The 24733-nt window shown below is 65.9% G+C and carries 18 protein-coding genes; 11 read left to right on the top strand and 7 right to left on the bottom strand.

Translation table 11 applies throughout. From position 1 onward, the window contains the following. Positions 1 to 80: 80 nt before the first annotated feature. The 4 genes from E4L98_RS03860 (at position 81) to E4L98_RS03845 (ending at position 7929) form a co-directional block, all read left to right on the top strand. Positions 81 to 1073, top strand: coding sequence for a hypothetical protein (locus E4L98_RS03860; RefSeq protein ID WP_135200253.1), 993 nt, complete (start codon positions 81 to 83; stop codon positions 1071 to 1073). 9 nt (positions 1074 to 1082) lie between these two features. Then, positions 1083 to 1997 (top strand): hypothetical protein, encoded by a 915-nt coding sequence (locus tag E4L98_RS03855; RefSeq protein ID WP_135200252.1) that lies wholly within the window; start codon positions 1083 to 1085, stop codon positions 1995 to 1997. Positions 1998 to 2060: 63 nt separating this feature from the next. Beyond that, a complete protein-coding gene (locus E4L98_RS03850; RefSeq protein ID WP_135200251.1) occupies positions 2061 to 5384 on the top strand; it encodes a S41 family peptidase in 3324 nt (1107 codons plus the stop codon). 109 nt (positions 5385 to 5493) lie between these two features. Then, positions 5494 to 7929: an FtsX-like permease family protein gene (locus E4L98_RS03845; RefSeq protein WP_135200250.1), complete on the top strand. Its 2436-nt coding sequence runs from the start codon at positions 5494 to 5496 to the stop codon at positions 7927 to 7929. Positions 7930 to 7965: 36 nt separating this feature from the next. Here E4L98_RS03845 and E4L98_RS03840 read toward each other — a convergent pair whose 3' ends face one another. The 7 genes from E4L98_RS03840 to prpR all read right to left on the bottom strand — a co-directional run bounded on the left by E4L98_RS03840 (position 7966) and on the right by prpR (position 14726). Further along, positions 7966 to 8670, bottom strand: coding sequence for a LytR/AlgR family response regulator transcription factor (locus E4L98_RS03840; RefSeq protein ID WP_135200249.1), 705 nt, complete (start codon positions 8668 to 8670; stop codon positions 7966 to 7968). Further along, a complete protein-coding gene (locus E4L98_RS03835; RefSeq protein WP_229257232.1) occupies positions 8670 to 9746 on the bottom strand; it encodes a sensor histidine kinase in 1077 nt (358 codons plus the stop codon). The genes E4L98_RS03840 and E4L98_RS03835 overlap by 1 nt, the downstream gene beginning before the upstream one ends. Beyond that, on the bottom strand, positions 9718 to 10611 hold the full coding sequence (locus E4L98_RS03830; RefSeq protein ID WP_135200248.1) for an alpha/beta fold hydrolase: 894 nt from the start codon (positions 10609 to 10611) through the stop codon (positions 9718 to 9720). The genes E4L98_RS03835 and E4L98_RS03830 overlap by 29 nt, the downstream gene beginning before the upstream one ends. Before the next feature lie 276 nt (positions 10612 to 10887). Then, on the bottom strand, positions 10888 to 11226 hold the full coding sequence (locus E4L98_RS03825; protein ID WP_135200247.1) for a CzcE family metal-binding protein: 339 nt from the start codon (positions 11224 to 11226) through the stop codon (positions 10888 to 10890). A 128-nt stretch (positions 11227 to 11354) separates the two neighbouring features. After that, on the bottom strand, positions 11355 to 11894 hold the full coding sequence (locus E4L98_RS03820; RefSeq protein WP_135200246.1) for a cytochrome b: 540 nt from the start codon (positions 11892 to 11894) through the stop codon (positions 11355 to 11357). Beyond that, complete coding sequence (locus E4L98_RS03815; RefSeq protein WP_135200245.1) at positions 11891 to 12943, bottom strand: catalase family peroxidase; 1053 nt, start codon at positions 12941 to 12943, stop codon at positions 11891 to 11893. The genes E4L98_RS03820 and E4L98_RS03815 overlap by 4 nt, the downstream gene beginning before the upstream one ends. Positions 12944 to 13043: 100 nt before the next feature. Beyond that, positions 13044 to 14726 carry a propionate catabolism operon regulatory protein PrpR gene (prpR, locus tag E4L98_RS03810; RefSeq protein ID WP_135200244.1) on the bottom strand — a complete coding sequence of 561 codons (1683 nt, stop codon included), beginning with the start codon at positions 14724 to 14726 and terminating at the stop codon, positions 13044 to 13046. Between the two features lie 145 nt (positions 14727 to 14871). On the opposite strand from prpR, the gene prpB reads away from it, so the two are divergent. The 7 genes from prpB to E4L98_RS03775 all read left to right on the top strand — a co-directional run bounded on the left by prpB (position 14872) and on the right by E4L98_RS03775 (position 24644). Continuing rightward, complete coding sequence (prpB, locus tag E4L98_RS03805) at positions 14872 to 15759, top strand: methylisocitrate lyase (RefSeq protein WP_135200243.1); 888 nt, start codon at positions 14872 to 14874, stop codon at positions 15757 to 15759. A gap of 13 nt (positions 15760 to 15772) precedes the next feature. Next, positions 15773 to 16921, top strand: a complete 1149-nt coding sequence (gene prpC / locus E4L98_RS03800) for a bifunctional 2-methylcitrate synthase/citrate synthase (RefSeq protein WP_135200242.1) — start codon at positions 15773 to 15775, stop codon at positions 16919 to 16921. Positions 16922 to 16923: 2 nt separating this feature from the next. Next, positions 16924 to 19521 carry a Fe/S-dependent 2-methylisocitrate dehydratase AcnD gene (acnD, locus tag E4L98_RS03795; RefSeq protein ID WP_135200241.1) on the top strand — a complete coding sequence of 866 codons (2598 nt, stop codon included), beginning with the start codon at positions 16924 to 16926 and terminating at the stop codon, positions 19519 to 19521. Then, the gene (gene prpF, locus E4L98_RS03790) at positions 19521 to 20702 is read left to right on the top strand and encodes a 2-methylaconitate cis-trans isomerase PrpF (RefSeq protein ID WP_135200240.1); all 1182 of its coding nucleotides are present in this window, start codon (positions 19521 to 19523) and stop codon (positions 20700 to 20702) included. The genes acnD and prpF overlap by 1 nt, the downstream gene beginning before the upstream one ends. A 26-nt stretch (positions 20703 to 20728) precedes the next feature. Next, complete coding sequence (locus tag E4L98_RS03785) at positions 20729 to 22600, top strand: propionate--CoA ligase (RefSeq protein ID WP_135200239.1); 1872 nt, start codon at positions 20729 to 20731, stop codon at positions 22598 to 22600. Positions 22601 to 22674: 74 nt separating this feature from the next. Further along, entirely contained in the window at positions 22675 to 22983 is a 309-nt protein-coding gene (locus E4L98_RS03780) for a DUF485 domain-containing protein (protein ID WP_135200238.1), read from the top strand. Continuing rightward, positions 22980 to 24644: a cation acetate symporter gene (locus E4L98_RS03775; protein WP_135200237.1), complete on the top strand. Its 1665-nt coding sequence runs from the start codon at positions 22980 to 22982 to the stop codon at positions 24642 to 24644. Before E4L98_RS03780 ends, E4L98_RS03775 begins: the two co-directional genes overlap by 4 nt. The last annotated feature ends 89 nt before the right edge of the window (positions 24645 to 24733 follow it).

Below are 24733 nucleotides of genomic sequence, written 5' to 3'. Positions count from 1 at the left end.
AAACCCGGCCGCCCCGGGTCCGGTCCTTGTGGCCCCCACCCGGCACCTGCCGCGCGCGGTGGCCCCCCTTTTGGTGGCGTTTGGGGGGGCGCTGGGGCGCGCCGGCGCTGCCGCCGCAACTGCCGGCCGCCATCGCCCAACTGCTGAACGACAGCCTGACGGCAACTTATGACTTGCGCGTCACCGCGCCGCTGCCGGATCTGCAGACCGGCTACGCGCGCCTGCTGCGCCACCTGGAGCTGCTGGCCGCGTTCACCATGCCGCCGTTGCCGGCGCCGCTGGCGCTGACGCTGGCAGCGCGCAAGGCGGCCAATCCCGCCGCCTATCCGCCGCTGGACAGCGGCGTCAAACCGGCCGGCAGTGGCGCCGCGCCGCCCGGCGGCGCGCCTTCCAAGGCGGCCGACAGCGAGGAAACCAAGAGCAAAACCTGCTGGACGTTTTGCGTCATGGCGCTGGTCTTCGTGCTGGTGGTGCTGGCCTGCATCTTCAGCTTCGGCGCGATGTGCGGTGCGGACAAGCCGAAAAAGGACCCCAGCTTCCCCGATCCGCAGCCCGGCACCAACGGCCAGGCACTGGCCGCGTTCGCCGCCACCGGCGACGCGGTGCGCATCTGCGACGCGCTGGAGCAGTTGCAGCTATGTTTGTGGCAGGGCTTTTCCAATGCGGCCGATTACCTGGCCGTGTTCGGCATCATCTACCCGAACGCGCTGCAGCTGCTGCAACCGGTGCACGCGCAGTTCACCAGCGCGCCGCCGTTATCGGCGTTTCCGCACCGCGCCGCCGCGCAGCCCAACGCCGGCTACGAAACGGCGCCCGCCACCGCCATCGAACACAAGGCCGGCGGCCCGCCGCCCTATGCGGCGTTGACCACGCCCGCCGATTACGTCGCCCGCGCCGCGCGTCGTGCGCTGGGCCTGTGGGAGCAGATCGCCCGCGGCGAGACCGACAGCGCCAACCTGGATATGGACGCCGACCGCGATGCCGGCCACCATTGCTGGGACATCGCCGCCGGCTCGATCGACGACGATCCGGTGCCCGAAGTCGCGCTGGCCTATCCGCAAACCGCGTTGTGAGGGGCCGCCATGGACCAGGATGACGACATCGACACCGCCCATCCGTGGCTGGTGATCCCGTACTTCAAGGGCGACGAGGGGCGGACCGCACAGCGGCCGCTGACCAAGGTCACGCCGCCGGTGATCAGCTGGCTGTGTCCGGCGATCCAGGTGCAGGGCGTGAATTACAGCGCGACGCCCGGCACCTATCTGCCGGACCAGCCGCTGCAGATCACCGTCGACGTCGACAATCGCGGCGTGCCGAACGCGCTGGTGAAGCTGCAGGTGTACTGGTCCGACCCCGCCACCGGCTTTGCCAGCCAGCAGCTGATCCTGAGCGCCACGCAGCCCGTGGCGGGCCGGTCGGTCGCCGGACCGACGCGTTTTCCGCCCATGGTGTGGACGCCGCAGCAGGCCAGCATCCCGCCGCATTTCTGCCTGCTGGCGCGCGCCAGCTGCACGCCGCCGGAACCCGATCCGGGACCGGCCGCGCCGTCGCCGGTCGACAACCGCCACTGGGCGCAATACAACCTGCAATCGGCGTTGGTGAGCGCGGCCGGCGACAAGTCGCTGGTGTTCTGGGCCGGCAATCCGCTGCCGGCAGCGGGCGCCTTTCTGGTGACGGTCAGGCCGATGGCGGAGGACGGCCTGCGCCGGCTGGCGCGCCTGATACGCGCGGAGCCGGTGATGGCACGGCCGCATCAGTTGGCGCTGTACCGTGCCGCGGATGCCGATGCGGCGCGCCGCCGGCAGACCGAAACCAGCGTGGTGCTGGAATTGCAGCCCGGCGAGCGCCAGGCATTGGTGCTGACCGCGCAGCAGCTGCAACTGGCGCCGCAGCAGTTCACCGCGGTCGAGATGGTACAGACCCGCGTCGGCCGCGAACACGGTGACGGCGCCACCGGCAGCCTGGGGGTGGTGCTGTTCGGCCACGTGGCGCGATAAATTTTCTTGGCGGGAGGCAAGCTGTGCCAGAATGATTCCTCATTCAATCACTGACGCCGCTCCATGAAACTGTCACGCCCGCTTGCCTTGCTGTTGCTGTCCGCCGGCCTGCTGTCCACCGCCACCGCCGCCGCCGATGCTTACTACCGCTTCCCCGCTGTCCGTGGCGACAATGTGGTGTTCACCGCCGAAGGCGATCTGTGGCGTACCGGCCTGCACGGCGGCCAGGCCCAGCGCCTGACCACCCATCCGGCGGCCGAAACCAATGCGGCCATCTCGCGTGACGGCCAGTGGCTGGCGTTCTCCGCCTCGTACGAGGGCGCGCAGGAAGCGTATGTGATGCCGCTGGCCGGCGGTCTGCCCAAGCGCATCACGTTTGAAAACGGCGCCGTGTCGGTGCTGGGCTGGACCGCGCAGGGCGAGGTGCTGGTCAGCATGGCCGACAGCAAGGGGCCGGGCCGCAGCCTGGTGATCGCCGCCGTCAAACCGGATGATTTACAGCGCCGCATCTTCCCGGTGGCCGACGCCAACGACGCCGTGCTTGATGATGCCGGCAAGACGCTGTACTTCACACGCAACGGTCTGGCCATGACCAACGATAACGTCAAACATTACCGCGGCGGCGCGTACGCGCAGCTGTGGCGCTACGAGCTGGGCGGCGCGGCCGAAGCGGTGCAATTGCTGGCCGACGACAGCGGCAACAACAAGCGGCCGATGTGGTGGCAGAACCGTCTGTACTTCATCAGCGACCGCGGCGGCTCGGATAACCTGTGGAGCATGACGGCCGACGGCAGCGATGCGCGCCAGCTGACCAGTTACAGCGACTGGGATGTGCGCGGCGCCAGCATGGGCGACGGTCGCATCGCCTTCCAGCTCGGCGCCGACCTGCATGTGTTCGACCTGGCCGCCAACCGGGACGAACGGCTGGCGATCAGCCTGGTGTCCGACTTCGACCAGCAACGCACGCGCCAGATCCGCTCGCCGCTGGAAAACCTGACCAGCGTGCAAATTGCCGGCAAGAGCGAGCGCGTCGTGCTGACCGCGCGTGGCCGGGTCAGCGTGGCCGGCACCGGTGCCCAGCGCCGCGTCGAAATCGCGATCCCGGAAGGCGCGCGCGCCCGTGCCGCCGTGTTCAGCGCCGACGACCGCTCGGTCTACGCCATCGTCGATACCACCGGCGAAAACGAAATCTGGAAGTTCGCCGCCGACGGTTCCGGCAAGGGCGAGCAGTTGACCAGGGATGGCAGCAGCCACCGCTGGGCGTTGTACCCGTCGCCCGATGGCCGCTGGCTGGGCCACACCGACAAGAAGGGGCGCTTCTGGCTGCTGGACCTGGTCAGCAAAGCCAACACCGTGATCGACGACGCCGGCAAGTCCGGCCTCGGCGATTACGACGAAATCCTGTGGTCGCCGGACAGCCGCAACCTGGCGCTGGTACGTCCCGGCAGCACCGAGCAGCGCGAGCAGATCGGCCTGTACAACCTCGACAGCAAGCAGCTGAGCTTTGTCACCAGCGACCGTTACACCTCGCGATCGCCGGTGTTCTCGCCGGACGGCAAGTGGCTGTACTTCCTGTCGGCCCGCAACTTCCAGCTGGCCAACGGTTCGCCATGGGGCGATCGCAACATGGGGCCGGTGTTCGACAAGCGCACCGGCGTGTATGCGTTGGCGCTGCAGCCCGACAACCGCTTCCCGTTCAAGCCGGACGATGAGCTGAGCAAGCCGGGCGACAAGCCGGCCGAAGGCGCGACCGAGCAGGCGGCCGAGAAAGCCGCTGAAAAAGCCGTGGCCAAGGCCGCGCCGAAGAAGGTCGAGAAGTCGCTGCCGGCGATCGCCTTTGCCGGCCTGGCCGAGCGTCTGTACGAAGTGCCGCTGGCGCCCGGCAATTACCGCAGTCTGAGCATGGATGACAAGCGCCTGTACTTCCTGGAAGCCGACGGCAACGGCGGCAAGGCCAATCTGAAAACCCTGGCCATCGCCAGCAACGGCCCGCAGCCGGAGACTTTCGCCAGCGGCGTGCGCGAATACGATCTGTCGGCCGACAAGAAGCATGTCTACTACCGCACCTTCAGCGCCAGCGGTCCGGGCGAAATGCTGGTGTTGGAAGCGGGCGCCAAGGCACCCGCCGATGTCGGCAAGGCCAAGGTCAAGGTCGACGACTGGACCTTCACCGCCAATCCGCGCCTGGAATGGAAGCAGATGTTCAACGACGCCTGGCGCATGCACCGCGACTTCCTGTACGACGTCAAGATGCGCGGCGCCGACTGGCCGGCGGTGCGCGCCAAGTATGCGCCGCTGGTCGATCGCGTTACCGACCGCGCGGAGCTGGACGACGTGCTGGGCATGATGATCAGCGAGGTTGGCGCGCTGCACTCGCAGATCCGTCCCGGCGAGATCCGCAAGCCGGCGCCGGAAGGCACGCCGGCCGGGCTGGGCGCGCTGCTGTCGCGCACCGCCGACGGCTACCGCGTCGATCACATCTACGCCAGCGAGCCGGAACTGCCGGCCGAACGCGGCCCGCTGGCGCAGGCCGGCGTCGATGTGAAGGAAGGCGACATCATCACCGCCGTCAACGGCCGGCCGGTGACGGAAGCGCGCGACATCGCCGACCTGCTGCTGAACCAGGCCGACAAGCAGGTGCTGCTGCAGGTGAAGCGCAAGACCGAATCGCGCCAGGTGATCGTGCTGCCGGTGACCATGGCCAAACAGGCGACACTGCGCTACAGCGACTGGGAGCAGCGCCGCGCGCGCCAGGTGGAGGCGGCGTCCAAGGGCCGCATAGGCTACCTGCACCTGCGCGCCATGGGGCCGAACGATATCGCCTCGTTCGCGCGCGACTTCTACGCCAACGTCAACCGCGAGGGGCTGATCATCGACGTCCGCCGCAACAACGGCGGCAATATCGACAGCTGGATCATCGAGAAGCTGCTGCGCAAGGCATGGGCGTTCTGGGCGCCGCCGGGCGTGCAGCCGTCGCCGAACATGCAGCACACCTTCCGCGGCCAGCTGGTGGTGCTGGTCGACGAGTACACCTACTCGGATGGCGAGACCTTTGCCGCCGGCATCAAGGCGCTGGGGCTGGCGCCGCTGGTCGGCAAGCGCACCGCCGGCGCCGGGGTCTGGCTCAGCGATAACAACCGCCTGAGCGACAACGGCATGGCGCGCGTGGCGGAGATGGGCCAGTTCAACGCGCAGGACGGCCAGTGGCTGATCGAAGGCGTGGGCGTGACGCCGGACGTGGTGGTCGACAATCCGCCGCACGCCACCTATCAGGGCCAGGACCGCCAGCTGGAAGTGGCGCTGGAGCTGCTGGAAAAGAAGATGAAGGAACAGCCGCTCAAGCCCTACAATCCGCAGGCGATCCCCGGCCTGAATGTCCGGAACTGAACAGCAGCGGCGTTCATTTCCGCACAGCGCGCCCGCTGCGGCGCGCGCCGTGGGCATGGCATGGAGTTTGCAGTTTTGAGACCATCATCTCACTACGGACTTTGAGCATATGGACTTACGCATCGGCTGGCGCACCCTGATTCAGGAGCCGGCATACACGCTGGCGTCGATACTGAGCCTGAGCATCGGTTTGGCGGCGAGCCTGCTGCTGTTCGGTTTCGTGCGCTACTCGTTCAGCTATGACGCCCATCTGCCGCAGGTGGATCAGCTGTATGTCGTCACCCAGCACTACAACGTCGATCCCAGGCGGCCCAAGTACGAAGTGGGGCCGCTGTTCCTGCGCACGGTGGCGATAAACACCTCCGGCGTGACCGGCGCCACCAGCTATCTGCCGCTGCGTCCCGAGCTGCGGCCGCTGATCGCGCGGGTCGATGGCCGGCTGCTGACGCTGAGCGGGCTTGCGGTGCTGCCGGGCTTCGACACCATGCTGGGCCTGCAGGCATTGCAGGGCAACGTGCGTGCGGCGCTGGAGCATCCCGACAGCCTGGTGGTCACCGAGTCCGGCGCCCGGCGCCTGTTCGGCAGCGCCGATGTGCTGGGCCGCGCGTTGCAGGCGGATGGCAAGACGGTGCGCGTGGGCGCGGTGGTGCGCACGCCGCCCGGCAATTCGACCATCTCGTTCGAGATGTTGGCGGGCGTGAACTCGGCCTTGGTCGAGCCGATGATACGCAGCGAGATGCTGACCGGCGAGCAGGGGTGGATGGGCAAGCTGTTGATCCGCGTGGCGCCTGGCGCATCGCTGCCGACGATACGGCAAGCCTTGCAGCAGGCGGTGGACCGCACGCCCAGCCTGCAGCACTATCCGCCCGAGACGCGCGCGCTGCTGGGTGAGCGCAGGGCCATCGACATCGGCTTGTCGCCGCTGCGCGACGCCTACTTCGACGACGCGGTGGAAAACAGCCGCGTGGCGCTGGCCGGCCCGCGCGCCAGCCGCACGGTGGTGGTGGCGCTGGGCACGGTGGCACTGGCGATCCTGGCGCTGGCGGCCATCAATTACATCAACCTGGCCACAGTGCGCGTGCTGCGCCGCCAGCGCGAGATCGCCATGCGCAAGGTGCTGGGCGCCGATGCCGGCCGCGTCGCCGGCCAGTTTCTGGCCGAGTCGCTGCTGGTGGCGCTGGCGGCGACGGCGCTGGGCCTGATGCTGGCCTGGCTGGCGCTGCCGGTGTTCGCGCAGCTGGTGAACCGCGAGCTGGAAGGCTTGCTGACGCCATCCAACATCGCCGCCGCGCTGGCGCTGGGCGCCTCGCTCGGCGCGGTGACGGCGTTGTCGCCGATCTGGATCGCGCTGCACGTGCATCCAGGCCAGGTGCTGGCGGGACGCCCCGATACCGAATCGCTGCTCGCCATGCGCTGGCGCCGCGCGTTGACCGCGCTGCAGGCCGCCGTGGCAATGTGCCTGACCGGCTTCACCATCGCCATCGCCTGGCAGACCGAGTACGCGATGCGGGCCTCGCCGGGCTTCGATCCGGCGCCGCTGCTGGTGGTCGGCCTGCCGGAGCCGGTCAAGTTCAGCGACCGGGCGCGCGGCCTGATGACGGCGCTGGCGGCGCGGCCCGGCGTGGCGGGCGTGGCGATTTCGGAAGACCCGGTCGGCAAGCTCGATATGGCCTGGTCGCGCGAACTGAAACGACCCGGCGGCGCGGCGGCCGCGATGGACATGAAATCGGTGAGCGCCGCCTTCTTCGCGCTGTATCGCATCAAACCGCTGGCTGGCCGCCTGTTCGATCCGCGCATCGACAGGGAGGATGACGCCGAGCCGGTGATCCTGAACGCCATCGCCGCGCGCGCACTGGGCTTCGCCACGCCGCAGGCGGCGCTGGGCGAAACCGTGCTGTTCACCGGTTACGACGACAAGGTGATACGCAAGCGGGTGATCGGCATCGCGCCCGACCTGCGCTTCCGCACGTTGCGCGCGGCGCCGGTGGCGACGGCCTATGAACTGTGGACGGCGGGCGTCACGCTGAGCATACGCGTCAACGGTGATCCGGCACCGGTGGCAGACGCGGTACGCAAGCTATGGCCGCGCTACTTCCCCGACCATATTTTGAAGCTGGAGCGGGCCGACGCCATCCTCGCCGCCAACTATGCGGATGACGCGCGCATGGTGCGCCTGCTGGCCGCCGCCAGCCTGGTCGCAATGCTGATCGCGGCCTTCGGCACTTACAGCCTGTCCGCCAACACCGTGCAGCGCCGCGCCAGGGAAATCATCCTGCGCAAACTGCACGGCGCGCGCCGCACCGATATCGGCTTGTTGATACTGCGCGAAACCGGCATCCTGACATTGACGGCAGCGGCGATCGGACTGCCGATCGCCGCGCTGCTGATCGATCGCTACTTCGCCTCATTCGTCGAACATGCGCCTGTCGGATATTGGACGCTGCTGCTTGCGCTCGGGCTTAGCCTGTTCAGCGGTCTGGTCGCCGCCACACGGCATGCCCTGATCGCAATGCGTCTGATGCCGGAGGCGGTGCTGCGGGTCTGACGGCGCCGGCGCGAGAGCGCGCCGATGCGCGTCAGGCTACAGGCTCGCGATCGCCTTGAACTGGGCCGCGCGGCGGCGCGAGACTTCGACCTGCAGCCGGTCGCGCAGGGTGAGATCGAGGCCGCCGGCGTCGTTGGGCTCGACCTGTTCGACGTAATCGAGGTTGACGATGTGACGGCGGTTGGCGCGGAAAAACTGCTGCGGATCGAGCTTTTCTTCCAGCTGGTTCAGGGAGCGCAGCATCAGCGGTTGCTGGCGGTCGAAATACACGCGCGTGTAGTTGCCGTCCGATTCGAACAGGCGGATGTCCTGCAGGGCGACGAACCAGCAACGCTCGCCATCCTTGATGAACAGCTTGCGCGCGCCGGCCGCCGGTGCCGCCGCGCCGCGTTGATGCCGCGCCGTGCAGCGCTGCAGGGCCGCCGCCATGCGCGTGGCCTGGATCGGCTTCTGCAGATAGTCGAGCGCATTGACCTCGAACGCCTGCAGCGCATACTGGTCGAAGGCGGTGGTGAAGATCACTTCCGGCGCCTCCTCCAGCGCCGCCAGCATGTCGAAGCCGCTCCCGCCGGGCATCTGCACATCGAGGAACACCAGGTCCGGCTTGAGCGCCAGGATCTGCTGCACGCCGTCGGCCGCATTGGCCGCTTCGCCCACGATCTCCACATCGGGATGCGCCGCCAGCAGGCGCCGCAACTCGGCGCGCGCCAGGCGTTCGTCGTCTATCAGTAATGCCCGCATCAGGCGGCCTCCGGCAAGGTGAGTGTGGCGCGTACCCAACCACTGTTTTCCGACAAATCCAGTTGCGCGTTGGCGCCCAGGGCGAGCGCCAGCCGCTTGCGCGTGTTGACCAGGCCGACCTTGGTGGAATTCGCAAACGGCACGATCGCGCCCAGGTTGGCGATTTCGATATGCACAGTCCGGTCATCCAGGCGCTGCGCGCGGATATGGATTTCGCTGCCGCCGGCACTCGCTTCCACGCCGTATTTGACGGCGTTCTCCACCAGCGTCTGCAGCGCCATGGGCGGAATGCGCACCCGTTCCAGGCCGATGCCGATCTCCACGCTGACGCGCATGCGTTCTTCGAAGCGGATCTTTTCGATCGCCAGATAGGACTGCACGGCTTCCATCTCCGCCGCCAGCGGCACAGTGTCGTGGTGGCCCGACTGCAGGGCATAACGCATCACGCTGGCCAGTTGGTCGACCATCTGCGCGGCGGCGTCGGCATCTTCATAAATCAACGCGCGCACGCTGTTCATGCTGTTGAAGAAGAAGTGCGGATTGACCTGCGCCTGCAGCGCGCGCAATTCGGCTTCCTTGGCGGTGACCTCCAGCCGCAGCGCCTCGGCCTCCGCGCGGGTGGCGCGGCGCAGCGACAGCACCGCCATGTAGAACACATTCCACACGATGTACACTCCCCACCAGAACATCAGCGCGCCGGGCAGCCAGGAGATGTTGGTGAGTGAGGTGCCGAACGGCCGCACCACGACATAGCCCAGCGTCTGCACGGCGGTGTTGAGCGCGCCCAGCACCAGCACCGCGCTCAGCATGGTTTGCCAGCCGACCCGCACGCCCGCCTGGATGCGGCGCTTGAGCAAACGATGCCAGACATCGGAAATCAGCACGCCGCTGACCCCGGCCCAGATGGCGACCGAGGCCTGGGTGCCGCTGCGCAGCGGCGCCGGCAGCATGGCCCACATCAGTAGCGGCAGAAAGCCCCAGCCGGCCAGCTGGAATATCCAGTACCAGTTCAGCCGGGCGAGCAGGGGACGGTCGTTATGCATGGTCTCAGTCGAGGAAGTGATCGATGCGATCATACAGCCAGGCGGGATCGTCGTACATGATGAAGTGACGGGCGTTGTCGGCCAGTTCCACTTTTACCCCGGGCAACTGCCGATACTGGGCCTGGTACATCTGTTCGAACATCGGCTTGGCGCCGAACTGCCTGTAGGCGATCCAGCTGCCCAGCACCAGCGTCGGCGCCTTGATGCGGGAGACCTCGCCGCGCAGGTCTTCCGCGCTCATCTCGGTCATGGCATTGATGACGGTGGCGCGGTCCGACTGCTTCGACCAGTCCATGGCGCGGTCGATGTCTTCCTGCTTCGTTATCATGGTGCGCAGCGTGGCGAGCGTGTTGGCGCGCATCGTTTCCTCATCCTGGCTTTGCATGCGCTCCCGCATGCCGGCGGCGATTTCCTTCATCTGCGCCTGGGTCATGCTGGGCATCTGCACCGCCATCAGCGCGGGCAGGGTGTCGACGATGATCAGGCGTCCGACCTGGTCCGGATGGTCAATTGCCAGCTTCATGCCGAGGAAGCCGCCCAGGCTGTGACCGATCACGATCGGGTGATCGAATTTGTTGGCCGTGATGTAGTCGCTGATCTGCTGTTCGACAGCGGGCAGGAACGGCCCCTGGACCGCTGCCGGCACACCGGCGAAGCCGGCCAGCGTCAGCACGTGGCACTGGTATTTTTCGCCGCCGCAATAGCGGGCCACGGTGCCGTCCCATACCGCCCCGGACGAGCTGAGACCCGGAATCAGGACCACCGGCGTGCCTTTGCCGGTCACCTCCACCTTGAAGGCGGAATGCGCCGTGGCGGCGGATGCGGTGTGGGTCAGGGGGGAGGCCAAAACAAGACCGGTAGCGAAAGCAGCAAGGGTGTTGAGCAGCGAGCGTTTCATCATTTCCTCCGTTAGCGTTGTCAGTGAGATCATGCTAACGGCGGCCCCGCGGCGCCGCGACGGCAATGGGATGAGCGGTTTTTCCGGCTGGATGAACGGTAGTCAGCGCATACGCCGGCGCGTGCGCAGCGGCAGGGCGAACCAGAACCACAGCAGCAGGGCCAGCGTGAGCAGGGCGGCGGTGGCGCCGGCTGGCGTGGACACGCTGACCATGTGGATGCGGCGAATGTAGCCAGCGGCCGGGGCCAACGGCGCACGGATGCGCCGCCGCCAGCCTTAGCCGCGGTACAGCGGATTAGTGGCGATGTAGACCCGGACGCTGCCCGCCGTGACGCCGGCCGGCGCGATCCGCGCCAGGTCGAAGCTGCTGATTTGAGGGTAGGTGCTGAAGTGCCAGGTGAAGCTTTGGCCATTCACATCGAAGCGCACGGTTTCGCCGTCGGTGACGTTGACCCATTTGGTGTCGGCGTTGATGGTGATGGCCCGTTGCGCCGCCGCGGCCGGCACGGCCACGCCGTAGTCGGCCGCGGTGCCCGACGGCGGGGCGGCGTGGGCGGCGCCGGTCAGGGCAAGAGCCGACAAGGCGGCGATGGCGATGGTGTGTTTGATGTTCATGGAACTCTCCTTTGTGTGATGTTAAAACGCCTGGCGTATGCCCAGGTTGAACGCGGCGCCGCCGCGCTGAATGCGCACACGCTCTGTGCGGCGGCGGTAAGCGTCCTTGCCGTGGTTGAAAACGACTTTTAATTCTTCCGGCGGCGCAGGGTTATGGCGTCGAACACGCCGTCGCGCAGCAGCAACGCGTGCATCAGGCCCGCCATGATGTGGACGCAAACCAGCAGATAAAACAGTTCACCCAACCGCATATGCAGTGCGCGCAGCAGCGCGTAGTGGCTCACGTCCGGCGCCAGCAGCGGCGGCAGCGCGATGCCGGCGAACGACGGCAGCGGGAAGCCGCCGGCCGACAGCATGGCCCAGCCGATCAGCGGCATGGCCAGCATGCAGCCGTACAGCAGCCAGTGCGAACCATGTGCCGCCAGGCGCATCGGCGCCGGCACGGAGGCCGGCAGTGGCGGCGTGCGGCCACGCAGGCGCAGCAGCAGGCGCAGGACGGCGAGCACCAGCAGCGCCAGGCCGAGTGGTTTGTGCAGGTTGATCAGGGTGATGCGCCAGTGCGAAACGGTAGCGACCATGCCTGTGCCGATGAGCAGCATCGCCAGCAGCAGCGGCGCCATGATCCAGTGCAGCAGGCGCAGGGCGAGCGGAAAGCGCGACGGTGTCATGGTTGTTCTCCTTGCGCCGCGTGTCTGGCGGCTTGTTCGCTGGTGCGCAGCTGGTACGACCTGGCGTAGGCACCGGAGCGCGCCGCCAGCAGCGGGTCGTCGGATGGGCGTATGCCTTGCGGCAGAATGGTCGGGTCGAAGTTGATGTCGCGGCACGGGCCGTCGTCCTGGGTGACGGCGCGTTCCAGCGTCAGCGTGCCCGCGTCGATCACCGGGCGATCTTCGGGCCAGGCCTTGGTGGCGTCGTTGCCTGGATCGCCGGGCTGCGCCAGCTGGAGCTGCAGCCGCCAGCGCGCCGGCCCATGGCTCAGCTGATCGATCAGGTCATGCTGCAAGGAGTCCGGCGCCGCCTTGGCTTCCGGCGTGAGCGGCGCATAGGCGGCCTGCGGAATCACCGACCAGCGCGCGAGGTGGCTGTTGCCATTGCGGTCCACCAGTTCGAAGGCGTTGATGCTGTAAAAGCGCGTGTTGGTGAAGGACGACGAAGGCGGATGCGCCTTCACCCACTGGCGGAACGCGGCCGATTCGGGGTGCGCGTCGAAGAATGCCTGCAGCTTTGCGGGATCGGGCTTGCCGGTGCCAGGCAACGGCCGCGATGCCTGCAGGTTGTCGTAGAAGCCTTGCGGCGTGTTGACCACGAAGACGGGCGTGCTGTTCATGCCGGTGCGCCATTGCTCGCCGTTCGGCAGCGTGAACTGCAGCGCCAGACTGCGGACCGGATTTGCGGTGTCGGCGACGGACGGATTGCCGCCGGGGACGGCGAAGCGGCCGATCACCGGTGTGCGCAGATTGCCGAACACCAGCGCGCGAGAATACGGGCTGGCGTTGCCGTTGCCGTCGAAGTGACCGATGACGCACACGCCCTTGGCGTGGTTGCGGCGGTAGCCGTCGTGCCGGCCGAAGTCCGTCTGGAAGCTGGCGATGATGGCTTGCGGCGTCAGGCGGTCGGGCGTCAGCCAGCCGGTCGCGTAGGCATAGCCTGCCGCCAGAGCCGCCCCGGCGCAGGCAAGTGCGATTGCCGGCCGTGCGTAAGTGAGTAGATTGGGCATGTCTCGTTCCCGCGATGAATGGATGAACCCATTCTAGGCAGGCAGCGATGACATGAAGATGGCGCGAACATGACGTTGTTGTAATCTTCGCGCGGGCAGATCAGGCGGCGCCTTCGGCCTTCAGCCTGCGCCACAAGGTGGTGCGGCTGATGCCGAGGTAATCGGCCGCGGCGTCGCGCCGGCCGCCAAAGCGGGCCACCACGTCGCTGACGCGCTCGGACGGCGGCGGGGCGTGACGGCGGGCCGCGATGACCGTCCCGGTGCCGGCGCCGATGCCGGTGCCGATGCCGGTGCCATATCCGGCACCGGTGCGCTGGCTGTGCGACGCCAGCTCGGGTGCGACGCTCAGCACGAAGGCCGGCGTCAGCGCCTGCAGCGGCTCGGCCGCGAGAAACAGCGCCAGGCGTTCGGTCAGGTTGCGCAGTTCGCGCACATTGCCGGGCCAGTCGTAGCGTTGCAGCAGTGGCGCGCAGGCCGCCATCTCGGCGTGCAGATTGGGATGCGGACGCGCGCCCAGCGAGGCCAGGGCATTCTTCAGCGACCATTCGGCCAGTGTCATCACATCGTCGGGCCGCGCGCGTAACGGCGGCAACGTCAGACGCAGCACGGCCAGACGGTAGAACAGGTCCGCGCGGAAGCGGCCCTCGCGCACGCGTTGTTCGAGGTCGCAGTGTGTGGCGCTGATGATGCGCACATGCACGGGGACAGGCCGCGTGCCGCCCACCCGCACCACTTCGCGTTCTTCCAGCACGCGCAGCAGACGCGTTTGCAGCGCCAGCGGCATCTCGCCTATCTCGTCAAGGAACAGGGTGCCGTGGTTGGCCGCCTCGAACAGGCCGGCGTGGCCGCCGCGCCGCGCGCCGGTGAAAGCGCCTTCCTCGTGGCCAAACAGCTCCGACTCCAGCAGCGATTCGGCGATCGCGCCGCAGTTCACCGCGACGAAGGGACGGTTCTGTCCCAGGGTGCGCGGCGCTTCACGGTGGATGGCCTGCGCCACCAGTTCCTTGCCGCAGCCGGTTTCGCCCTGTATCAGCACGGTCGCCGGCGATTTCGCATACAACACCACGGACTGGCGCACCTGTTCCATCGCGGCGGAGTCGCCACGCAGGTCGTTGATGCCATGCTTGGCGCGCAGCGTGTCCGGGACCACCGCACCACGCGTCCGTGCGCGGCTGGATTCCAGTTGCGTCAGACGCGCCATCTCCAGTGCATCGTCGAACGCGTGCCGGATCGAAGCGGCCGAATACACGAACACACCGGTCAGTCCCGCTTCCTCCGCCAGATCGGTGATCAGGCCCGCACCGACGATGGCCTTGATGCCGGCAGCCTTCAGATCGTTGATCTGCGCGCGTGCGTCTTCTTCGGTCACGTAGGTGCGTTGCTCGACATGGAAGCCGAAGGTGCTGGAAAACTCGGCCAGTTCCGCCAACCGCTCCTGGTAGGTGACGATGCCGATACGGTCCGACACGCGCCGCGCGCGCGCCAGCGCCTGCATCACATCCAGCCCGCTGAATTTGGCGATCACCACCGGCACCGACAGCCGGCCCTTGAGGTAGGCGGCGTTGGAACCGGCCGCGATCACGGCGTCGCAGCGCTCGGTCGCCAGGCGTTCGCGGATGTGCTTTGCCGCCTCGTCGAAGCCCAGGTTGATCGGTTCGATGGTCGCCAGATTGTCGTATTCCAGCGTGATGTCGCGGAACAGGTCGGACAGGCGCGACACGGATACCGTCCAGATGACCGGCTTGTCGGTGGCGTCAACGGGCAAGGGGGTGGAATGTCGCATGTTTCAATTATAGTTCATTTCCGTTTCAGTGTTTCATCATGAAACGGTGTGGGTTACCTAAGTGCTTGACTTATATGGCTTGTCACGCTGGCACGCCCTTTGCACTAGAGAGCGCAACTACAACGCAACATGGAAAGGTCATAACATGAGTCATCACTCCGCCGGCGCCGCGTTCCGCCAAGCCGTCCAGGAAGAAACCCCGCTGCAGATCGTCGGCGCCATCAACGCCAACCATGCGCTGCTGGCCAAGCGCGCCGGCTTCAAGGCGATCTATCTGTCGGGCGGCGGTGTGGCCGCCGGTTCGCTCGGCCTGCCGGACCTGGGCATCTCGAATCTGGACGATGTGCTGACCGACGTGCGCCGCATCACCGACGTTTGCGACCTGCCGCTGCTGGTCGATGTGGACACCGGTTTTGGCGCATCGGCCTTCAATGTCGCGCGCACCGTCAAGTCGATGATCAAGTTCGGCGCCGCCGCCATGCACATCGAAGACCAGGTAGGCGCCAAGCGCTGCGGCCATCGTCCGGGCAAGGAAATCGTCAGCAAGGATGAGATGGTGGACCGCATCCGCGCCGCCGTCGATGCGCGTACCGACGACCAGTTCGTGATCATGGCGCGCACCGACGCGCTGGCCGTGGAAGGACTGGACGCCGCCATCGAACGCGCGGTCGCCTGCGTGGAAGCGGGTGCCGACATGATCTTCCCGGAGGCGATGATCAGTCTCGATATGTATAAAAAATTCGCCGCCGCCGTCAAGGTGCCTGTCCTGGCCAACATCACCGAATTCGGCGCCACGCCGATGTTCACCGTCGATGAGCTGCGCGGCGCCGACGTGGGCATGGTGCTGTATCCGCTGTCCGCCTTCCGCGCCATGAACAAGGCGGCGGAAAACGTCTACACCGCGATCCGCCGCGACGGCACGCAGCAGAATGTGCTGGACACCATGCAGACCCGCGCCGAACTGTATGACCGCATCAACTATCACGATTTCGAACAGAAGCTGGATGCCCTGTTCGCCGCACAGAAGAAATAAGAGGAGACACCAAATGACCGAAGCCACAACCTTCAAGCCGAAAAAATCCGTCGCCCTGTCCGGCGTCGCGGCAGGTAACACCGCGCTGTGCTCCGTCGGCAAAACCGGCAACGATCTGCACTACCGCGGCTACGACATCCTGGATGTCGCCACCACCTGCGAATTCGAGGAAATCGCCTACCTGCTGGTGCACGGCAAACTACCGACCGTGGCGGAACTGAAGGGCTACAAGGCCAAGCTGAAATCGCTGCGCGGCCTGCCGCAGGCGGTGAAGTCGGCACTGGAGGCGCTGCCGGCATCGGCGCATCCGATGGACGTGATGCGCACCGGCGTCTCGGTGCTCGGTTGCGTGCTGCCGGAAAAGGATGATCATAACGTTCCGGGCGCGCGCGATATCGCCGACCGCCTGATGGCATCGTTCGGCTCCATGCTGCTGTACTGGTACCACTACAGCCATAACGGCAAGCGCATCGACGTGGAAACCGACGACGACTCGATCGGCGGCCATTTCCTGCACCTGCTGCACGGCGAGAAGCCGCGCGAATCGTGGGTGCGCGCGATGCACACCTCGCTGATCCTGTACGCCGAGCATGAATTCAATGCCTCCACCTTTACCAGCCGCGTGATCTCCGGCACCGGTTCGGACATGCATTCGGCGATCACCGGCGCCATCGGCGCGCTGCGCGGTCCGAAACACGGCGGCGCCAACGAGGTCGCCTTCGAAATCCAGAAGCGCTACGAAAATCCGGACGAGGCGGAAGCCGATATCCGCAACCGCGTCGCCAACAAGGAAGTGGTAATCGGCTTCGGCCACCCGGTGTATACCGTATCCGACCCGCGCAACGTGGTGATCAAGGGAGTGGCGCGCCAGCTGTCCGAGGAAGCCGGTTCGACCAAGATGTTCGATATCGCCGAACGGCTGGAATCGGTGATGTGGGAGATCAAAAAGATGTTCCCCAACCTGGACTGGTTCTCGGCCGTGTCCTACCACATGATGGGCGTGCCGACGGCGATGTTCACGCCGCTGTTCGTCATTTCGCGCACCTCCGGCTGGTCGGCGCACATCATCGAACAACGCATCGACAACAAGATCATTCGTCCAAGCGCCAACTACGTCGGCCCTGAAGACCTCAAGTTCGTTCCGATCAAGGATCGCAAATAATCATGAACTCCGCATTTCGCAAGAACCTGCCGGGCACCCAGCTCGACTTCTTCGACGCGCGTGAAGCCGTCGACGCCATCCAGCCAGGCGCCTGGGACAAGCTGCCTTACACCTCGCGCGTGTTGGCGGAAAACCTGGTGCGACGCTGCGATCCGGCGACGCTGACTGCCTCGCTGTCGCAGCTGATCGAGCGCAAGCGCGATCTGGACTTTCCCTGGTTCCCGGCGCGCGTGGTCTGCCACGACATCCTGGGCCAGACCGCGCTGGTCGATCTGGCCGGCCTGCGCGACGCCATTGCACAGCAGGGCGGCGATCCGGCGCTGGTCAATCCCGTGGTTCCGACGCAACTGGTGGTGGATCACTCGCTGGCGGTCGAATGCGGCGGCTTCGATCCCGACGCATTCGACAAGAACCGCGCCATCGAAGACCGCCGCAACGAAGACCGCTTCCACTTCATCGACTGGACCAAAAAGGCGTTCCAGAACGTGGACGTGATCCCGCCGGGGAACGGCATCCTGCACCAGATCAACCTCGAGCGCATGTCGCCGGTGATCCAGGTCAGCGACGGCGTGGCCTATCCGGACACGCTGGTCGGCACCGACTCGCACACCCCCATGGTCGATGCGCTGGGCGTGATCGCCATCGGCGTCGGCGGACTGGAAGCGGAGACGGTGATGCTGGGCCGCGCATCGTGGATGCGACTGCCGGACATCGTCGGCGTGGAGCTGAGCGGCAAACCGCAGCCGGGCATCACCGCCACCGACATCGTGCTGGCGCTGACCGAATTCCTGCGCAAGGAAAAAGTGGTATCGGCCTATCTGGAGTTCTTCGGCGAGGGCGCCACCGCGCTGACGCTGGGCGACCGCGCCACCATCGCCAACATGGCGCCGGAATTCGGCGCCACGGCCGCCATGTTCTTGATCGACGAGCAGACCATCAAGTACCTGAAACTGACCGGCCGCGACGACGCACTGGTGGCGCTGGTGGAAACCTACGCCAGACACACCGGCCTGTGGTCGGACAGCCTGAAGACGGCTGAATATGAGCGCGTGCTCACCTTCGATCTGTCGACCGTGGTGCGCAATATCGCCGGTCCGTCCAACCCGCACAAGCGCGTGGCGACTACCGACCTGGCGGCGCGGGGTATCGCCGGTGTGGTGGAAAACGAACCGGGCAAGATGCCCGACGGCGCGGTGATCATCGCCGCCATCACCAGCTGCACCAACACCAACAACCCGCGCAACATGATCGCCGCGGGTCTGCTGGCGCGAAATGCCAATCGCGCCGGCCTGCTGCGCAAGCCATGGGTCAAGTCTTCGCTGGCGCCGGGCTCCAAGGCAGTGACGCTGTATCTGGAAGAAGCGGGTCTGCTGCCGGAGCTGGAAAAGCTCGGCTTTGGCGTGGTGGCGTATGCCTGCACCTCGTGCAACGGCATGTCCGGCGCGCTGGACCCGGTGATTCAGCAGGAAGTGGTGGACCGCGATCTGTACGCCACGGCCGTCCTGTCGGGCAACCGCAACTTCGATGGCCGCATCCACCCTTATGCCAAACAGGCTTTCCTGGCATCGCCGCCGCTGGTGGTGGCCTACGCCATCGCCGGCACCATCCGCTTCGACATCGAAAAGGATGTGCTGGGCCATGACGCCGACGGCAAGCCTGTGACACTGAAAGACCTGTGGCCGAGCGATGAGGAAATCGACGCCATCGTCGCCGCATCGGTCAAGCCGGAGCACTTCCGCAAGGTCTACATCCCCATGTTCGCGCGCGCGGAAGGCGCGATCGAGCGCGCCGCGCCGCTGTACGACTGGCGTCCGCAATCGACTTATATCCGCCGCCCGCCGTACTGGGAAGGTGCGCTGGCCGGCGCACGTACGCTGAAGGGCATGCGGCCGCTGGCGGTCCTGGGCGACAACATCACCACCGATCACCTGTCGCCGTCGAACGCAATCATGATGAATTCCGCCGCCGGCGAATACCTGCACAAAATGGGACTGCCGGAAGAGGACTTCAACTCCTACGCCACGCACCGCGGCGATCACCTGACCGCGCAGCGCGCCACTTTCGCCAATCCGACGCTGAAGAACGAGATGGTGCGCGATGCGGATGGTAACGTGAAAGCCGGCTCGCTGGCGCGTATCGAGCCGGAAGGCACGATCACCCGCATGTGGGAAGCCATCGAGACCTATATGGACCGCAAGCAGCCGCTGATCGTGATCGCCGGCGCCGATTACGGCCAGGGTTCGTCGCGCGACTGGGCGGCCAAGGGCGTGCGGCTGGCGGGCGTGGAAGCGATCGTGGCGGAAGGCTTCGAGCGTATCCACCGCACCAACCTGGTGGGTATGGGCGTGCTGCCGCTGGAATTCAAGCCGGGCGTGAACCGCCTGACGCTGGGCATCGACGGCAGCGAGACCTTCGACGTGATTGGCGAACGCGCGCCGCGCGCCACGCTGGCGCTGGTCATCCACCGCGCGAACGGCGAGCGCGTCGAAGTGCCGGTGACCTGCCGCCTGGACTCGTCGGAAGACGTATCGATCTACGAAGCGGGCGGCGTGCTGCAGCGCTTCGCGCAGGACTTCCTGGAATCGGCGAAGGCGGCATGATGAGCCATCAACCACAAATCAGAATCCCCGCCACCTACATGCGAGGCGGTACCAGCAAGGGCGTGTTCTTCCGGCTGCAGGATCTGCCGGAAGCCGCGCAGCGCCCTGGTCCTGAACGCGACAAGCTGCTGCTGCGCGTGATCGGCAGTCCCGACCCTTATGGCAAGCAGATCGACGGCATGGGCGGCGCCACCTCGAGCACCAGCAAGACGGTCATCCTGTCCAAAAGCAGCCGGCCGGATCACGATGTCGATTATCTGTTCGGCCAGGTCGCCATCGACAAGGCCTTCGTCGACTGGAGCGGCAATTGCGGCAACCTGTCGGCGGCGGTGGGCGCGTTCGCCATCAGCGGTGGCATGGTGGACCCGGCGCGCGTGCCGCGCGACGGCGTGGCGGTGATCCGCATCTGGCAGGCCAACATCGGCAAGACCATCATCGCCCACATCCCGATGACCAACGGCGCAGTGCAGGAAACCGGCGACTTCGAACTCGATGGCGTCACCTTTCCGGCCGCGGAAGTCCAGTTGGAGTTCATGGACCCGGCGGCGGAAGAAGAGGGCGCGGGCGGCGCCATGTTCCCGACCGGCCAGCTGGTCGATGAGCTGGAAGTGCCGGGCATCGGCACGCTGCAGGCGACCATGATCAATGCCGGCATCCCGACCATCTTCATCAACGCGGACGCCATCGGCTACACGGGCACTGAACTGCAGGACGTGATCAATGGCGACGCCAGGGCGCTGGCCATGTTCGAGACCATCCGCGCATACGGCGCCGTGCGCATGGGACTGATCAAGGACATCGGCGAGGCGGTCACGCGCCAGCACACGCCGAAAGTGGCGTTCGTTGCACCGCCGGCAGCGTACACGGCATCCAGCGGCAAGCGGGTTGCGGCGGAAGACATCGACCTGCTGGTGCGCGCCCTCTCGATGGGCAAGCTGCACCACGCCATGATGGGCACCGCCGCGGTGGCGATCGGCACGGCCGCCGCGATTCCGGGCACACTGGTCAACTTGGCGGCGGGTGGTGGCGAACGCAATGCGGTACGCTTCGGCCACCCATCCGGCACCCTGCGCGTCGGCGCCGAAGCGGTGCAGGAGCACGGTGAGTGGAGCGTCAAAAAAGCGGTCATGAGCCGCAGCGCCCGCGTGCTGATGGAAGGCTGGGTCCGCGTCCCGGCCTGAACTCTTGAGCTTGATACGGAGGAGACATGAAGTACGCTGAGGTTTATCGGCGCTCGGTCGTTACGCCGGAGCTGTTCTGGCGGGACGAGGCTGCGCTCATCGATTGGAACTCGCCCTGGACGCAGGTGCTGGATTATTCGTCTCCGCCGTTCGCCCGCTGGTTCGTCGGTGCGCAGACCAATCTGTGTTACAACGCGGTCGACCGCTGGTGTGCGACCCAGGGCGATCAGCCGGCGCTGATCGCCATTTCCACCGAAACCAACAGCGAACGTGTCTACACGTTCCAGGAGCTGCGCTGCGAGGTGGAACGCTGCGCGGCGATGATGCAGTCGCTCGGCGTGCGCAAGGGCGACCGGGTGCTGATCTATATGCCGATGATCGCGGAAGCCGCTTTCGCCATGCTGGCCTGCGCCCGTATCGGCGCGGTTCATTCGGTGGTGTTCGGCGGCTTCGCATCCCACAGTCTGGCCAGCCGCATCGATGACGCCAGGCCGGTGCTGATCGTCTCCGCCGATGCCGGTTCGCGCAATGGCAAGCCGATTCCGTACAAGCCCCTGCTGGATGAGGCAATCGGCCTGTCGTCCGCCAAGCCGGCCAAAGTGCTGCTGGTGGATCGTGGTCTGGCGCCGATGGTGCGCGTCGAGGACCGCGATGTCGATTACGCCCAGCTGCGTGCCTGTATCCACGAAGCGCGCGTGCCGGTGACCTGGCTGGAGTCGAACGAGCCGTCTTATATCCTCTATACGTCCGGTACCACCGGCAAGCCGAAGGGCGTGCAGCGCGATGTCGGCGGCTATGCGGTGGCGCTGGCGGCGTCGTTGAAGTACAACTTTTGCGCCAAGGCCGGCGAGACTTTTTTCGCCACTTCCGATATCGGCTGGGTGGTGGGGCATTCATATATCGTCTACGGCCCGCTGATCGCCGGCATGGCCACCATCATGTATGAGGGCTTGCCGGTCTGTCCGGATGCGGGCATCTGGTGGAGCATCGTCGAGAAATACAAGGTGACGCGCATGTTCTCGGCGCCGACCGCGATCCGTGTGCTGCGCAAGCAGCCGGCCGGGTTGATGCGCAAGTATGACAAGTCGTCGCTGAAGGCGTTGTACCTGGCCGGCGAGCCGCTCGACGAGACCACGTCCAGCTGGATCGCCGGCGAACTGGGTGTGCCCATCATCGACAACTACTGGCAGACCGAGACCGGCTGGCCGATCCTGTCGATCGCCAAGGGCATCGAGGATCTGCCGACGCGGCTCGGCAGTCCCGGTGTGCCAATGTTCGGTTACAAGGTCCGCTTGATCAATGAGTCCACCGGCGAGGAATGTGCGACCAACGAAAAAGGCGTGGTGATGATCGAAGGGCCGCTGCCGCCCGGCTGCATGCAGACCGTGTATGGCGACGACCGGCGCTTTGTCGATACCTACTGGTCCGATTTCAAGGGCCGGCAGGTCTATTCAACCTTCGACTGGGGCGTGCGCGACGAGGATGGCTATTACTTCATCCTGGGCCGCACCGATGATGTGATCAATTGCGCCGGTCATCGTCTCGGCACACGCGAGATCGAGGAGTCGATCACCAGCCATCCCGCCGTATCCGAAGTGGCGGTGGTGGGCGTCAAGGATGCGGTCAAGGGCCAGGTGGCGGTGGCGTTCGCGATCCTGAAAACCAACGCGGCCGACCATGCGGCGCTGGAGCGCGAGATTATGGCCACGGTGGATCGTCAGCTGGGCGCGGTGGCGCGGCCGTCGCGCGTGTATTTTGTCACGGCCTTGCCCAAGACCAGATCCGGCAAGCTGCTGCGCCGCTCCATACAGGCCATCTGCGAAGGCCGCAATCCGGGCGACCTGACCTCGATCGAAGATCCATCTTCATTGCAGCAGATCGAACGCGCACTTTTGTAAGATACAGGTAAGTCTCCGTCTATATGCTTGGATCAAGCTCGAACAAAAGAGTATCTAAACAGGAGACACACGCAATGCAAGAAGATTTGGTTCAAAAGATCAAGCGCGATCCGAATTATCACCAGCTGGTGAAGTCGCGTTCCCGCTTCGGCTGGGCGCTGACCGCGCTGATGATGGTGGTCTATTACGGCTACATTCTGCTGATCGCTTTCGATAAGGAGTTCATGGCGTCGAAAACCGGCCAGGGCGTCATGACCTGGGGTATGCCGCTCGGTCTGTTCGTGATCGTGTTTACGGTGGTGATCACCGGTATCTACGTCCGCCGCGCCAACAGCCGGTACGACCAGCTGACGCAGGCCATCCACGACAAGGTGCAGGCATGAGCGCGCTGAAACGCAGCCTGGCAGCACTGACGCTGCTCGCCGCCGCCGGCGCCGCCTTCGCCGCCGGTCCCGATATCGGTCAGGCCGAGCGCCAGCCGATCAACTGGACCGCGATCATCATGTTCACGGTGTTCGTGCTGTTTACGCTGTACGTAACCAAGTGGGCGGCGGCCAAGACCCGCTCCGCCGCCGATTTCTACACGGCCGGCGGCGGCATCACCGGTTTCCAGAACGGCCTGGCGATTGCCGGCGACTTCATGTCGGCCGCTTCCTTCCTGGGCATTTCCGCTTCCGTGTTCCTGAATGGCTACGATGGCCTGATCTACGCCATCGGCTTCCTGGTCGGCTGGCCGGTGATCACTTTCCTGATGGCGGAGCGCCTGCGTAATCTGGGCCGCTATACTTTCGCCGACGTCGCCGCCTACCGCTTCAAGCAGGCGCCGGTGCGCGTGTTCGCGGCGTCCGGTACGCTGGTCACCGTGGCGTTCTACCTGATCGCGCAGATGGTCGGCGCCGGTCAGCTGATCAAGCTGCTGTTCGGTCTCGAATACTGGGTGGCCGTGGTGCTGGTCGGCGTGCTGATGATGGTCTATGTGCTGTTCGGCGGCATGACCGCCACCACCTGGGTGCAGATCATCAAGGCGGTGATGCTGCTGGGCGGCGCCAGCTTCATGGCGATAATGGTGATGGCGCAGTTTAACTTCAGCCCCGAGGCGCTGTTCGCCAAATCGGTAGAGGTCCACGCCAAGAAAGAGGCCATCATGGGCCCCGGCACCTTTATCAAGGATCCGATTTCCGCGCTGTCCTTCGGCATGGCGCTGATGTTCGGCACCGCCGGCCTGCCGCACATCCTGATGCGCTTCTTCACCGTGCCTAGCGCGAAAGAGGCGCGCAAGTCGGTGTTCTGGGCCACCACCTGGATCGGCTACTTCTACATCCTGACCTTCATCATCGGTTTCGGCGCCATCGTCCTGGTGGGCACCAATCCCGAGTTCAAGGACGGCGCCGGCAAGCTGCTGGGCGGTACCAACATGGCGGCGGTGCACCTGGCGAAAGCCGTGGGCGGCAACGTGTTCCTGGGCTTTATCTCGGCGGTGGCTTTCGCTACCATCCTGGCGGTGGTGGCTGGCCTGACGCTGTCCGGCGCCTCGGCGGTGTCGCACGACCTGTACGCCACCGTGATCAAGAAGGGCAAGGCGACCGGCGCGGAAGAACTGAAAGTGTCGAAGATGACCACCATCGCGCTGGGTATCGTCGCGGTGCTGCTGGGGATTCTGTTCGAAAAGCAGAACGTCGCCTTCATGGTGTCGCTGGCCTTCGCGATCGCCGCTTCGGCCAACTTCCCGGTGCTGTTCATGTCCGTACTGTGGAAGGATTGCACCACCCGCGGCGCCACCGTCGGCGGCTTCATTGGCCTGATCACGGCGCTGGTGATGACGGTGCTTTCCAAATCGGTGTGGGTCGATGTCTTCGGCTATGCCGACGCGATCTTCCCTTACGCGTCGCCGGCGATCTTCTCGATGCCGCTGGCCTTCGTCTGCATCTGGGTGATTTCGCTGGTGGACAACAGCGCGCGCGCCCGCATCGACCGCGCCGGTTTCGAGGCGCAGGAATTGCGTTCGGAGACCGGCATCGGCGCCGCTGCCGCCAGCGCGCACTGATAAAAATAGCAATACTGCCAACAATGCCCGGGGGTGTCACAGCCCCCGGGCATTGTCGTTTTTCAGGGAAGCCCTGATGGCGGAAGGGG

The organism is Duganella callida (assembly GCF_004614165.1).
GTDB classification, from domain to species: Bacteria; Pseudomonadota; Gammaproteobacteria; order Burkholderiales; family Burkholderiaceae_D; genus Rugamonas; species Rugamonas callida.
Note: the sequence above shows the minus strand (reverse complement) of the source record. Positions and strands in the feature narration are given on the sequence as shown.